General features: G+C 43.8%; 14 protein-coding genes and 1 tRNA gene. 10 read left to right on the top strand and 5 right to left on the bottom strand.

The window, feature by feature from the left end; all coding sequences use genetic code 11:
* Positions 1-180 precede the first annotated feature (180 nt).
* Positions 181-3,318 carry a protein O-mannosyl-transferase family gene (locus BLS59_RS28620; protein ID WP_091156505.1) on the bottom strand — a complete coding sequence of 1,046 codons (3,138 nt, stop codon included), beginning with the start codon at positions 3,316-3,318 and terminating at the stop codon, positions 181-183.
* Between the two features lie 215 nt (positions 3,319-3,533).
* Here BLS59_RS28620 and BLS59_RS28615 point away from each other — a divergent pair.
* From BLS59_RS28615 to BLS59_RS28590, 7 genes are all read left to right on the top strand, one after another.
* Positions 3,534-3,604: transfer RNA gene (locus BLS59_RS28615), tRNA-Gln, on the top strand.
* A gap of 177 nt (positions 3,605-3,781) precedes the next feature.
* A complete protein-coding gene (locus BLS59_RS28610; RefSeq protein WP_091156502.1) occupies positions 3,782-4,726 on the top strand; it encodes a ribose-phosphate pyrophosphokinase in 945 nt (314 codons plus the stop codon).
* 141 nt (positions 4,727-4,867) lie between these two features.
* Complete coding sequence (locus BLS59_RS28605; protein ID WP_091156498.1) at positions 4,868-5,452, top strand: 50S ribosomal protein L25/general stress protein Ctc; 585 nt, start codon at positions 4,868-4,870, stop codon at positions 5,450-5,452.
* 111 nt (positions 5,453-5,563) lie between these two features.
* Positions 5,564-5,776: a four helix bundle protein gene (locus BLS59_RS32345; protein ID WP_240315368.1), complete on the top strand. Its 213-nt coding sequence runs from the start codon at positions 5,564-5,566 to the stop codon at positions 5,774-5,776.
* Positions 5,777-5,796: 20 nt separating this feature from the next.
* Positions 5,797-5,922 (top strand): four helix bundle protein, encoded by a 126-nt coding sequence (locus BLS59_RS32750; RefSeq protein ID WP_394330857.1) that lies wholly within the window; start codon positions 5,797-5,799, stop codon positions 5,920-5,922.
* Between the two features lie 87 nt (positions 5,923-6,009).
* Positions 6,010-6,570, top strand: coding sequence for an aminoacyl-tRNA hydrolase (gene pth, locus BLS59_RS28595; RefSeq protein ID WP_091156495.1), 561 nt, complete (start codon positions 6,010-6,012; stop codon positions 6,568-6,570).
* A 17-nt stretch (positions 6,571-6,587) separates the two neighbouring features.
* The gene (locus BLS59_RS28590; RefSeq protein ID WP_091156491.1) at positions 6,588-6,938 is read left to right on the top strand and encodes a Spx/MgsR family RNA polymerase-binding regulatory protein; all 351 of its coding nucleotides are present in this window, start codon (positions 6,588-6,590) and stop codon (positions 6,936-6,938) included.
* 22 nt (positions 6,939-6,960) lie between these two features.
* Here BLS59_RS28590 and BLS59_RS28585 read toward each other — a convergent pair whose 3' ends face one another.
* Positions 6,961-7,272 carry a type II toxin-antitoxin system RelE/ParE family toxin gene (locus BLS59_RS28585; protein ID WP_091156486.1) on the bottom strand — a complete coding sequence of 104 codons (312 nt, stop codon included), beginning with the start codon at positions 7,270-7,272 and terminating at the stop codon, positions 6,961-6,963.
* Positions 7,259-7,486 (bottom strand): hypothetical protein, encoded by a 228-nt coding sequence (locus tag BLS59_RS28580; RefSeq protein ID WP_091156483.1) that lies wholly within the window; start codon positions 7,484-7,486, stop codon positions 7,259-7,261. Before BLS59_RS28580 ends, BLS59_RS28585 begins: the two co-directional genes overlap by 14 nt.
* Before the next feature lie 239 nt (positions 7,487-7,725).
* On the opposite strand from BLS59_RS28580, the gene BLS59_RS28575 reads away from it, so the two are divergent.
* On the top strand, positions 7,726-9,708 hold the full coding sequence (locus tag BLS59_RS28575) for a M1 family metallopeptidase (RefSeq protein WP_091156480.1): 1,983 nt from the start codon (positions 7,726-7,728) through the stop codon (positions 9,706-9,708).
* Between the two features lie 175 nt (positions 9,709-9,883).
* Here the strand turns inward: BLS59_RS28575 and BLS59_RS28570 are convergent, their stop codons facing one another.
* Entirely contained in the window at positions 9,884-11,620 is a 1,737-nt protein-coding gene (locus BLS59_RS28570) for a thiamine pyrophosphate-dependent enzyme (RefSeq protein ID WP_091156477.1), read from the bottom strand.
* A gap of 87 nt (positions 11,621-11,707) precedes the next feature.
* Between BLS59_RS28570 and BLS59_RS28565 the strand changes: the two genes are divergently transcribed.
* Together BLS59_RS28565 and BLS59_RS28560 are read left to right on the top strand one after the other, a co-directional pair.
* Complete coding sequence (locus BLS59_RS28565) at positions 11,708-12,022, top strand: hypothetical protein (protein ID WP_091156474.1); 315 nt, start codon at positions 11,708-11,710, stop codon at positions 12,020-12,022.
* Between the two features lie 29 nt (positions 12,023-12,051).
* The gene (locus tag BLS59_RS28560; protein WP_162842803.1) at positions 12,052-12,453 is read left to right on the top strand and encodes a VOC family protein; all 402 of its coding nucleotides are present in this window, start codon (positions 12,052-12,054) and stop codon (positions 12,451-12,453) included.
* Between the two features lie 9 nt (positions 12,454-12,462).
* Here BLS59_RS28560 and BLS59_RS28555 read toward each other — a convergent pair whose 3' ends face one another.
* Positions 12,463-13,617, bottom strand: a complete 1,155-nt coding sequence (locus BLS59_RS28555) for a peroxiredoxin family protein (protein WP_091156466.1) — start codon at positions 13,615-13,617, stop codon at positions 12,463-12,465.
* Between the last annotated feature and the right edge of the window lie 28 nt (positions 13,618-13,645).

Here is a 13,645-nt window from a genome sequence, read left to right as displayed (position 1 = left end):
CACTCGTTACAAACGAGCGCAAGAGATGCGTATTAAACAGCAAAAGCGGCCATAAGCCGCTTTTGCTGTTTAATTAAGGTTGTCATCCTGAGGCACGAAGGATCTGTTCTGAAACTTGCAAAGCGAAAATACAAGTCGACGAATAGATGCTTCACTCCGCTCAGCATGACAGTAGGCGGCCTACCTTGTTGGTGGTACGCCGAATTTTTTATAATAATCTTTAAGTTGTGCTTCTAATTTGGCGTTAAGCGCGGTTTGCTTGTGGGTTTTGGTAGCATTTGCCATGCTGCTTAGCATAGACATGGCATACTGTACATCCCGGTTATCCACGCCCGAATCTCCGGCTTGCATAAGCGAATAGCTGTAATTGAGCAGGCTAACTACATAGTTGTCGGTTTGCTCGGTAAGGCGGTTTGCTATCGCGATTTCATCCAGACGGTACGCGCTTTCAGATAGCCAGTATTTACGTACGGCTATCTCCATTGATGTTATAGTGCTTGGCATCACCTCGTCGTATTTTTTAAGTACGTTCTTTGCCTCGGCAGTATGACCTTCTTTTTCCAGATTATCGGCCAGGCTGGAGTAAAGCCGTGTTACCAGCGGATAAAACATCGTCATTGATTCACGATCAAGGTAACGGGCGGTTTTCATATTACCCCATTTAAACTTGTTTATCATGTTATTGTACATGAGGCTTGTATTAACGGCATCAGCCGGGCCAACGCTGGTATCTGGCTTTAACGGCAGCAGGCGGTAGGCAAAACCTTCGTTATATAAATACTTATCAAGGCCCATCATGTTATCGTTAGGCACGGTTACGGCAAAGTAAATAGGGCGTTTCCAGTTGTTATGCGCCACGATATCCATCATAGCCAAGTTATCCTTGGTAATATATTTTCCCTCGAACGACCAATCCATCTCGGGAGCAATTTTATCCTTTTGGGCAGCCGGTACCGAACCGGTTTTTACAACCTCATCGGCATTAATGGTCATCCTGAAGTTTTTGGTTGGCAGGTAATTACCAAATTCGCCATTGTTGTACTCAACCATGGTTTGCTTATCATCAGATGTGATAAAGTCAAAAACATCCTTCAACTCAGTATAACCCGGTATTTTTTGATCGTTAAAGTAAATTACATCGCGCACGCCAGGTTCAAACTTTTTATACGGCATGCTGATAGGTAAAGGCTCCGAATCGTTCATCTTGTTTTTCATACCGCGGATGTACCAATCGGTACCCAGCAGGCTTAAGTTTACGATACGTACATCGGGGCGCACATGCTCTACCTCCTGTATGTACCAAAGCGGGTAGGTATCATTATCGGCATAGGTAAATAAAATGGCATTGGGTGCGCAGGAAGTGAGGTAGTTGTAAGCCATATCATGCGGGGTAAGCTTGGTTGAGCGGTCATGATCATCCCACTCCTGGCTGGCCATTAATATAGGGGCGGCCAGCAGGCATACCACGGTTGCAATAATGCCGCTTACCTTACCGTTTATTTTTTTGCTCAATACATCGGCAATGGCTACTACGCCAAGGCCTATCCAAACGGCGAAGGCATAAAAGGAGCCGGCGTAGGCATAATCACGCTCGCGCGGCTGGTTGGGGTCCTGGTTAAGATATAACACGATGGCCAGGCCGGTAAAGAAAAACAGTACGGCAACAACACCGGCATTCTTTTGATCGCGGGTAAAATGGAAGAACATTCCAAATAAGCCAATAATAAGCGGTAAAAAGAACAGGCGGTTATAGCTTTTACTATCGGTAACGGAAGCTGGCAGCTGTTTGTTGAAATTCCAGCCGCTTATCCAGTCGCCATCGATAGAAGAACCGGTACTTGCAGGATCCAGGTCATTGGTACGACCAACAAAGTTCCATAAAAAGTAACGGGTGTACATATGGTTAATTTGCCAGGTGGCAAAAAAGCCCAGATTGGTTGCAAACGTAGGTTTTTCGCCCTCGGCCAGGTGAGTCCAGCTGCGGTAAAACTGAGCATGGCCGGCTTTTTCGCTAAACATGCGCGGGAAAATCGTGTTCCTGTCGTAAATGGTAGTTAGCTTTTTGCCGGCAACCTCATATTTGGTTTCGCCGCGGCGATAAATGTTGGCACCTTCGGTTTGGTCGGTAGGGGTAGAGTCGAAGAACTGACCATACAGCAGCGGTGTATCGCCGTATTGATCGCGGTTAAGGTAGCTATTTAATGAGAAAGCGTTTTCCGGGTCGCTGTTGTTCAGGTTGGTATCGGCCTTGGCACGTACCACAATCATCACAAACGAGCTGTATCCAAACAAAATAAACAGTAAACAAACCAGGAAGGTATTTAAGGCAAAACGTCTCTCGCGTATTTTTACAATATATTCCAGCAGGCCTAAAATAACTACGCCGGCAACTATGCCAATTATACCTGCGCTGATGCCCAGCACTAATAAAAAGCTTACCGAGGCAACAATAATAACCGGGTTAGATGGCTTTATGGTGTAATACAATGCAGCAACTATAGTAATAATAAGCAGTGCAAAAAACACAACTGCGCCACTGCCAAAGCCCATGCCCAGGGTGTTCACAAAAAGCAGATCGGAAAAGGCTGCACCTTTAACGGTGTACTGTATAACACCCCATAGCACAAATGCTACAGCAACAACGCCGGCAAAAAATGCCAGCAGGGTACCTTTTGTAGTAGCGTTTTTAGCCCTGCGGAAATAAATTACCAATGCAATTGCCGGTATCACCAGCAGGTTTAACAGGTGGATACCTATGGAAAGCCCCATTACATAGGCAATAAAAACTATCCATTTATCGGCATGGGGTTCATCGGCGTGGGCATCCCATTTTAGTATGGCCCAAAATACAACAGCGGTACATAATGACGATTGCGCATAAACTTCAGACTCAACAGCCGAAAACCAGAAAGTATCTGACCATGCGTAGGCCAGTGCGCCCACCAAACCCGAACCTATTATAATAATAGTGTTGGTGATATTAAGGTCCTCCGCTTTTTTAACAAGTATTTTTTTTGCGAGGGCAGTAACCGTCCAAAATAAAAACATGATGGTTGCCCCGCTGGCCAATGCCGATGCCATATTGGCCCAGTAAGCCACCTTGGTAGTATCGCCCATGGATAACAAAGTAAAGGCCTTGCCTATCATGGTGAACAAAGGTGCACCCGGTTGGTGAGCCACTTGCAGGCGGTAAATACAGGCAATAAACTCGCCGCAATCCCAAAAGCTCGATGATGGTTCGAGGGTTAAAATGTAGGTGAGGGTAGCCAGGATAAAGGCTATCCAGCCAAAAATATTGTTAAATTTAGTGTAGTTCATGTCAGGATATTTTCGATAGCAAAAGGTTTAATATAGCCGAAAGTAATAAAAACTATCTCGACGGGGAAACCAAAACCGCCTTATTAACACTTTTTAACGCATTTTTGGGTGTAAAACAGGTTGTTAAATACTTTTTTTAAATTCTGTTTTGAGAGTTAAAAAATCGTCTTATATTTGCATTCCTTTTCGGAGAGTAAAAACAAACCAAAGGAGATTGCCTGATAGTATAATGGTAGTACGACGGTTTTTGGTACCGTTTGTCTAGGTTCGAATCCTGGTCGGGCAACAAGAAGATTTCGGATTTCGTATTTTCAATTTCGGATTTAGGTTCGATAGAAAAAATGAAATCCGAATTGTATTTTAGGCTGTTGCTAACGAAGCTGTTAATTTTATCTTACCTTGGTAAGGGATTGAAAATTAACTAAATCCGAAGTCGAACATCCGAAATTCAAAATCAAGAAAAATGCCTTTACAATTTAATCCGGTTAAATTATTTGCAGGCTCAGGCTCAACAGCACTGGCTAAAAAAATTGCTGATGCTTACGGTCGCGAATTGGGCGATGTAGTACTTTCACGTTTTAGCGATGGCGAGTTTCAGCCACATTTTAACGAGTCGGTACGCGGATGCGATGTTTTCCTGATCCAGAGTACCCACCAACCCACCGATAATTTAATGGAGTTATTAATGATGACAGATGCCGCCCGCCGTGCATCATCACATTATGTAAACGCTGTTATCCCTTATTTTGGATTGGCCCGGCAAGACAGGAAAGATAAACCCCGTGTTGCCATAAGTGCCAAGCTGGTAGCCAATTTATTGGTGGCAGCCGGTATTAACCGCATCATGACGATGGATTTGCACGCGGCGCAGATACAGGGATTTTTTGATATCCCGGTTGATCACCTCGATGCTTCTATCATTTTTGTGCCGTATATAAAAAGCCTGGGCTTAGGTAATTTAACCATTGCCTCGCCAGATATGGGCGGTTCATACAGGGCACGCAGCTTCGCCAAGTTTTTTAATGCCGAGGTTGTAATTTGCGATAAACGCCGTAAACGCGCCAACGAAATTGAATCGATGACGTTAATTGGCGATGTTACCGACCAGGATATTGTGTTAATTGATGATATCTGCGATACCGCAGGTACGCTGGCCAAAGCCGCCGGATTAATCATGGAGCGTGGTGCACGCAGCGTTCGCGCGGTTTGTACACACCCGGTATTATCTGGTAAAGCCTATGAAACCATCGAAAATTCGGCTTTAACCGAACTGATAGTTACCGATACCATCCCGCTGAAACATCAAAGCGAAAAAATAAGGGTGCTATCAACAGCCGAGCTTTTTGCAAAGGCAATAAGCAACGTAAACGAACATGGCTCAATAAGCCAGTTGTTCAGGGTAGATTAAAGAGCAGCCTCACCTAACTCCTCTCCAAAGGAGAGGAGTTGGATAAACGGGGTTTAGTGAAATAGAATAAAGATCTCCTTATTTAGCCCTCTCCTTTGGAGAGGGTTGGTTGAGGCTTAAACAATAAATAAATAAAAAACAATGAAATCAATTGCTATTAGCGGTTCTCCAAGAGAGAACGTAGGGAAAAGAGACGCTAAAGAACTGCGTTATCAAGGCCTTGTGCCTGCAGTACTTTACGGTGGGCCAACTCAAACCCACTTTGCAGTGTCCGCAGCTGATTTGAGAGCCGTAGTTTATACTCCGGTTGTTCATTTCATCGATCTTGAAGTTGCAGGTGTTAAATCACAGGCTATCATTAAAGATATTCAGTTTCACCCTTTAACTGAACAAATCATCCACATCGACTTTTTGTTGCTTGACGAGAAAAAGCCAATCGCTATCGAGATCCCAGTTAAATTAACCGGTACATCTCCAGGTGTTAAAGTGGGTGGTAAATTAGTTCAAAAACTAAGGAAACTGCGCATCAAAGCATTACCTAAAGATCATTTAGATGCTATTGAAGTAAGTATTGAAGCCCTTGAAGTAGGTAAATCAGTAAAAGTTGCGGAAATTAACCTTCCAAACCTTACTATTACCAATGCCCAGGAAGATACTATCGTATCGGTAACTACTTCACGCGCATTACGTCAGGCAGAGCAGGAAGCTGCTTCAGGTAAAAAATAATTTATCCCTGATTTAAAAAAAACGCGCCAGGCTTTGCCCGGCGCGTTTTTTTTTGACAAAAGATGAAAGGATAAAAGACAAAGGATTTATTTGCAATGTATATTACGCTTGATGTTAAAACACAATTTCAGACAGCTTAAAATTTGGATTGACTCCGTGGAGTTATCCCGGGACATTTATCAACTAACTCAGAAGTTTCCGAATGAACATAAATTTGGAATTTCAAGCCAGTTATACCGGGCAGCCGTTTCGATACCGTCAAATATTGCTGAGGGATCGGCGCCCGAAAGTCAGAAAAAGATTTTGCACATTTTTTATCAATAAGTTTAGGTTCGGCTTTTGAATTGGAAACACAATTAATCATAGCTGAAAAGTGCAATTTATGCGTAGATGCAGATTATGCCGATTTGCTGCTTAAAATTCAATCCTTACAAAAACGAATCAGTGCTTTTGCAGCCACTATACTTTAGTCTTTTATCCCTACTCCTTAAAAAGTCCTTTATCCTTGCTCTTTTCGTCTTTACTCCCTAAAAAAGTCTTTTATCTTTGCCCCACAAATGAAATACTTAATAGTTGGTTTAGGAAATATAGGGCCCGAGTATGCTGATACCAGGCATAACATTGGTTTTATGGTGCTTGATGAGCTGGCAAAGCAGGAGAACGCTAAGTTTTACAACATGCGCCTGGCTTATTATACCGAGGTATCGTTCAAAGGGCGCACCCTGCATTTAATAAAGCCCACCACCTTTATGAACCTTAGCGGTAAGGCCTTAAACCATTGGATGCAGGATTTGAAGATCCCCATTGAAAATGTGTTGGTAATTGTTGATGATATTGCCCTGCCCCTGGGTACGTTGCGGTTAAAGCCTAAAGGCAGTGCCGCCGGGCATAACGGCTTAAAACATATTGAGGCCACGCTTGGCAATAATAACTACGCCCGCCTGCGTTTTGGCGTTGGCGATAACTATCCCAAAGGCCGCCAGGTTGATTATGTGCTGAGCGGTTTTGATAAAGACGAACAGCCCGAATTGCCGGCATTAATTGATCGCTCCATTGAAATGGTGAAAAGTTTTGCCACCATAGGTACTGAACTTACCATGACACGTTTTAACAAATAAGCCTTTACATTTACACCATGAAAGTTTACGGAATTACCAATTGTAACACAGTAAAAAAAGCGCTCGACTGGCTAAAGACCAACAAGGTTGATTACGATTTTCAGGATTTTAAAAAGCTGGGCGTAAGCAACGATAAACTACAGGAGTGGGATAGCAAAGCCGGTTACGAAAAATTCATGAACAAACAAGGCCTTACCTGGAAACAGCTGGATCCCGCCGTTAAAGAAAGCGTTAAAACCACCGCCGATGCCTTACAGCTTTTACAACAAAAAACCAGCATGATAAAACGCCCGGTAATTGAGGATGGCGACTTCCTTTTCTTCGGCTTTGATGAAAAGGTTTATGCCGATCATTTTCTAGGGAAGTAGAACTTGTGCGGTTGGTATACTGCTATTTATTGCCGCCGCTGCTTTCAAAACCTTCAGGATTTCTTTTGGTATGAAAAATTGAAGTTACAAACACGGTATCCAAGTGGCTATCGTACCAGTAAACAATTACATAAGGGAACTTGCTCATCGGTGTAAAATGCAGATCCGTATTGTATTTTTTTGAGTAAAGCTCCGGGTTTGAACCTATTAAGGTCAATGAGCTTTTAATCATACGTCTAAAGTAACCGGATAACCCTTTTTGCTGCTTTTCATACCAATCGCAAGCATCAATAAGTTCAAGTTCGGCTCTTTTTAAAAGCTTAATTGTAGCCACGGTTCAGATCGTCTTCTATATCTGTCCAGTTACGGGCAGTTGTTTTGCCATCTAAAAAATCTTGTTTTGACTTGAGCAGCCCGGCAATATCTTTTTCAGAAAAAACGTAATCCTTCTCAACATCAACGGTATAACTCAACCCAAAACGGTTCAATATCTCCTGTAAAAGCGGCAGATCGTTCTCGTTTTGTATGTTAACTGTCAGGGTGGTCATAATCAAATTTACTAAACATAATTTTAATTGACATATTTTATCCCATTTATTACATCCGGATAATATTTTGCAGCTAAAATCAATTAAATCTACCTGATTTATAGTGTATTGAATGGAAAATGCAAATTCAATAAACGCGGTAATTCAATAATTAATATTTCGGTAACAATCGTTTTACCAAGAACATTCAAAACAATTTTTTGTAGTATACTTGCTTAGTATACTCAAAAATTAACTGAATGAATTTAAAACTGACGGCCGGTTTCAGCATGGCCTTTATGCTGGCAGTTGGTGTTGGCAGCGCACAGCAAACCACACCTGCTACCCCTCCAGCATCCGATTACAATTATCATGAAACTTTCGGCCCTTTGTTCTACACCAAAAACGGAACAGAATTTCGTGCGGCAGATGGCCAGCCCGGTGCCAAATACTGGCAAAACCGTGCCGACTATGCCCTGGCAGCAAAACTGAACGACCAAACCGACGAGATCAGCGGTTCGGAAGTGTTAACTTATACCAATAACAGTCCGCAAAACCTGGGCTTTTTGTGGATGCAGCTGGATCAGAATTTATTTAAGTCAGATTCTCGTGGTACTGCCATAGTGCCGCCTTCAGGCAGCCGTAACTGGGGCCGTGGTCAAACTTTTGATGCAGGTTATAAAATAAAATCGGTAAAATATGCCGCCGGTAAAGGCGACTTTGCCGACGTTAAATACCTGATCAATGATACCCGTATGCAAATTTTCCTGCCTAAGGAAGTTACTGCAAACGGCGGCCAGGTGAAAATTAAAATTGAGTATTCATTCGTATCGCCAAACTATGGGTCAGACAGGATGGGTTACCAGGTTACCAAAAATGGTAAAATGTATGCTGTAGCCCAATGGTACCCGCGCATGTGCGTTTATGACGATGTAATGGGCTGGAATACCCTGCCATACACTGGTCCGGGTGAGTTTTACCTGGAATATGGCGATTTCGACCTGAGCATTACCGCCCCTGCAAACCATATCGTGGTAGCATCTGGCGAGTTATTGAACCCGCAGGATGTATATACGCCGGAGCAACAAAAACGCTGGGCCGAAGCTGAGAAAAGTGAAAAAACGGTAATTATCCGCAGCGCAAGCGAAGTAACCGATCCAAAATCTCGCCCGGCCGGTAAAACCGAGCTTACCTGGCACTTTAAAATAAAGAATGCACGTGATGCCTCATGGTCATCATCGGCAGCGTTTATTGTTGATGCCGCCAAGATGGATTTGCCAAGCGGTAAAAAATCAATCGCTATATCGGCCTACCCTGTAGAAAGCGATGGCAACAGCGCATGGGGCCGTTCAACCGAATACGTAAAAAAATCAATCGAATACAACTCATCTAAATGGTTTGAATATCCTTACCCTGCGGCTACCGCGGTTGCCAGTATAGTTGGTGGTATGGAATATCCAGGTATTGTTTTTTGCGGATATAAAGCATCAAGGGGAAGCCTTTGGGGGGTAAATGACCACGAGTTTGGCCACACCTGGTTCCCGATGATAGTAGGCTCAAACGAGCGTATGTACGGCTGGATGGACGAAGGTTTCAATACTTTTATTAATACCCTATCTACCAAAAACTTTAACGACGGTGAGTACTACAAAAAGCCAGGCGATATGCACAAAATTGGCGACAACTTTACCAGAGTGGGTTTAGAGCCGATAATGAGCCAACCGGCCAACCTTAAAGAAGGTAATACCGGTACTTTACTATATTCAAAACCAAGTGCTGGTTTAGTATTACTGCGCGAGCAGATCTTAGGCCCTGAGCGTTTTGACTTTGCTTTCCAGACTTATATTAACAGGTGGGCATTTAAACACCCTACACCTGACGACTTTTTCCGCACCATTGAAAATGCCGCCGGCGAAAACCTGCAATGGTTTTGGAGAGGCTGGTTCATGAACGACTGGCGTTTGGATGTAGCCGTTAGCGATGTTAAATATGTTGATAACGATGCTTCAAAAGGTGCGCTGATCACGTTAGATAACCTGGGTAAAATGGCTATGCCGGTTATCCTGGATATTAAAACCAAAAGCGGCAAAACCGACCGTGTAAAATTGCCGGTTGAAATTTGGGAACGTTTTGGAACATTCGTTTACAAATACCCATCAACAGAAGAAATTGAATCTGTAACCTACGACCCAGACAGCGTACTGCCCGATTACAACCCGAGCAACAACGTTTGGAAAAAATAAAAGCAAAAAACCCGGCAACCGCCGGGTTTTTTGTTGTTGGACTGTTTTACTTTGTCATGCTGAACGTAGTGAAGCATCTGTTCTGCGAATAGCGTATCCATTATGCAAAGTTCAAGAATAGATTCTTCGTACCTCAGAATGACAGGAGTAAGAAAATACAAATGGGGATAAGCTTTTACAGCAAATCCTTCAAATGCTTGTAATTGGCTTTTACGGTATCCAGCACTTCATCCATGTGGCCGTTGAGCATGAGTTTGGTCATGGATACGGCCATGCCTTTTACTTGTTCAAACTCAATTTTGGGAGGCATAGCCAGCGCGTTAGGATCGGTAAATACGTTTATCAGCGCGGGGCCGTCAAAGGCTAAGGCATCGGTTATGGCCTGTTTAACCTGGCTGGGTTCGGTTACGGTGAAACCCTTTATACCCATAGCCTGGGCTACCAGTGCAAAATCGGGATTGTACATATCTGTTTGCCAATCGGGCAGGCCGGCTACTTCCATTTCCAGCTTTACCATGCCCAGCGAACGGTTATTGAAAACAACAATCTTAACGGGCAGCTTGTATTGAACAATAGTTGCCAGATCACCAAGCATCATGGATAAGCCGCCATCGCCGCAAAGTGCAATCACCTGCTGGCCGGGGCGGGCCAGCGCGGCACCGATAGCCTGCGGCATGGCATTAGCCATAGAGCCATGATTAAAAGAGCCTATCATTTTTCGCTTGCCTGTGGCGTTTATATAACGGGAACCCCACACGCAGGACATGCCCGTATCTACCGTAAATATGGCATCATCAGTGGCCAGCTTATCCAATACGCTGGCCACAAATTCTGGGTGGATCTTGTCGGTTTCGCCGCTATCGTCAACATAGGTTTGCATTTTATCTTTTACATCGGCATAAACTTTTAGCTGAGCTTTCAGGAAGCTGTCATCATCTTTTTGGGCGATGAGCGGCAGCAGGGCGGTAAGGGTGTCCTTAACAGATCCGCATAAACCCACATCAACCTTAGCCCGCCGACCGATACGCTCGGGTTTGGTATCAACCTGTACAATTTTGCAATCGGTAGGCATAAACGGCGTGTAGGGGAAATCTGTACCTAACAAAATCAGCAGGTCGCTTTCGTGCATACTGTGATAGGCAGATGGCAGGCCAAGCAGGCCGGTCATGCCAACCTCATTGGGGTTTTCATACTGAATATCCATTTTAGCGCGGAAGGAGTAGGCAACCGCAGCATTCAGCCTTTGCGATAGGGCAACCACTTCGTCATGCGCATCGGCAGCACCTATACCGCAAAAAATAGTGATCTTATTATAGTTACTGATAAGGTCTGCCAGCTTGTTTATATCCGCATCCGACGGCCTGATCACCGGGATAGGGTTAAAATTTTGTACCGCCGAATCTATTTCTTCGGCATCCATCTTGGTTACATCGCCGGGTAAACCTATTACGGCCACACCTTTCTGGTGCAGCGCACTCTGGATGCCGGCTTGCAGCATGCGGGGCAATTGTTTGGCGGTGGTGGCTATCTGGTTAAAATAACTGCAATCATCAAACAGCTTAATGGTATTGGTTTCCTGAAAGTAGCCCGTACCAAACTCAAACGTGGCAATGGTAGATGCTATGGCAATAACCGGTGCGCCCGAGCGGTGGGCATCATACAAGCCGTTTATTAAATGCACATGGCCGGGGCCGCTGCTGCCCGCGCAGCAGGCCAGGCCATTCAGCTGGGCTTCGGCACCGGCGGCGTAGGCACCTGCCTCCTCATGGCGCACGTGTACCCATTGTATGGTTCCTTCGCGCCTTACGGCATCGTTCACCTCGTTTAAGCTATCGCCGGTTACGGCATATATCCTTTTAATACCGGCGTTCACCAGCATTTCAACCAATTGGTCTGCAACGTTTTTTGCCATTTTTGTAGTTTTTATATAAAGCAAACCCCGTTGCGCTGTAAGAGTTTTTTAAATTGTAAATTGCTTTATCATTTCAACCTGATATTTATGGGACGCATAGTTATAGTAGCCTACAAACCCAAGCCCGGCAAAGCCGAAGCCTTGAAAACACTTACTAAAACCCATGTACCTCGCCTGAAAGCCGAAGGCCTGGTAACCGATCGCGAGGCCATAATTATGAAAGCCGCAGATGGTACTATAGTAGAGGTTTTTGAGTGGCTATCGGCCGAGGCCATTAAGCAGGCGCATAGCAACCCGGTAGTACACCAGCTTTGGGCCGAATATGCCGAAGTATGCGATTACGTGAACCTCAACAGCCTGGCCGAGGCTGCCAATATGTTTGCGGAGTTTAACGCGATGTAAGCTGGTACATGTTTTGTACAACTATCTGCATGAAACAATTATTGAGTGCTGTTACCATAGTTGCCAAAGATTTACCGCTGCTTAAACATTTTTATACCGATGCCCTGGGGTGGGAGGTACTTACTGAAAACGAAAGTGTTATAATGCTTAAGCTAAATGCAACGGTGCTCACCCTTTGTACCGAAGCGTTATTTGCCGAATACACGGGCGTACTGAATGATGCCCCTAAAGGCAAAGGTTTTTATTTAACCATTAACCTCGAATCGATAAGGGAGGTGGATAGTAGTTTTATTGTGCTTTCGGCCTCCAAAGTCAACATCACCAAAGCGCCCGCCAAGAATTTCTGGGGCGGCTACAATGGCTTTTTTACAGATCCGGAAGATAACCTCTGGGAACTTTGCTATAACCCAGTTGCGGCTACCAAAGCTTAAGGAATAGTGTTACAAATTTGCATCGAGCACTTTACTTACCTCGCTGTTTACATCTGGCGAATAGCCATCAAGCGTGTAAAGTATGGTGCCGCTTTTGCCTATGATGTACAAAACAGGCGATGAATAACTGTTGTATAACGATTCGATTGTTTTACCGTTATAAACCGTAAGCATACTTAGCTTTCGTTTATCAACAAACAGTTGCAGCTTATTTTTAATTGGATCGTCGATGGTGTTTACACCAACAAAAACAACCTTTTTATCGTCGTATTTTTGATGTAGTTTTTCCAGCTCAATCATTTGCTCCTGGCAGGGTACGCAGGCTTTATACCAAAAATCCATCACCACAACTTTTCCTTTAAAATCACTTAGCTTAACATTACCGCCGCTTAAAGCCGGGAGTTCCCAACCAGGTGCTACGGAGCCTATAGGTAACAGTTTTACTTCTTCGTTGCGCGTACCGGTAAACTGTTTTTCTTTAGTATAGGCGGGGAGTGCTGTTTTCTCAAACCGGCTGTCGGCCGGTGCGGTATTCAGTTTAATATCGGTTATCCAGTTATTAAACGTTCGTATGCGTTTGGCATCGTGGTTTACATCTGTTAAAACAGAGGTGAACTTTATGGGGAGGTATGTTTTTGTTGAGATATAAAGGAACAAGGGCGCGTTCAAAAGCAGCTGTAACTTATAGCATTTTTCGTTGTTCTGGTATTCATAGCCGATGAAAGTTATTTTGTCGCTATTATTTTTTACCTGCAACAGATCATTGATCACGTTGAAAAATGGCGGGAAAAACATATCCTGGTTATTTATTTCGGCAGGATATTTATTAAAATCTGTTACGGTAAGCTCTTTTTCAAATTTATCATATAGTAATGTGCCATTGTAAAGCTTTTGCACATAGCTATTTAATACGGAAATTTTATAGCCTATCTGCTTATCGGCAGGGTTGCTTTTAAATGTATAATCGGAGATGTTTCCCGGGCTTATGGTGGTATCTTCTCCTATGTTTAATTTGATGGAGTTGTTATGCAGCTTGTATTCGCCGGATTGAACACCTTTTACGCTTTCATTTATTTTGACTAAAAGGCTGGGGATATTTACCTCCTGTGATTTGCCGGCAGCAGATAATAACAGGAGGCACATTGCGAAAAGAAAAGGTTTCATAGCTAATAAGGTTAACTATTTAAAGATA

The sequence above is a fragment of the Mucilaginibacter pineti genome (assembly GCF_900101875.1).
In the GTDB taxonomy this organism is placed as follows: domain Bacteria; phylum Bacteroidota; class Bacteroidia; order Sphingobacteriales; family Sphingobacteriaceae; genus Mucilaginibacter; species Mucilaginibacter pineti.
The sequence above is the reverse complement of the archived record's forward strand: the minus strand, read 5'-3'. Positions and strand labels throughout refer to the sequence as shown.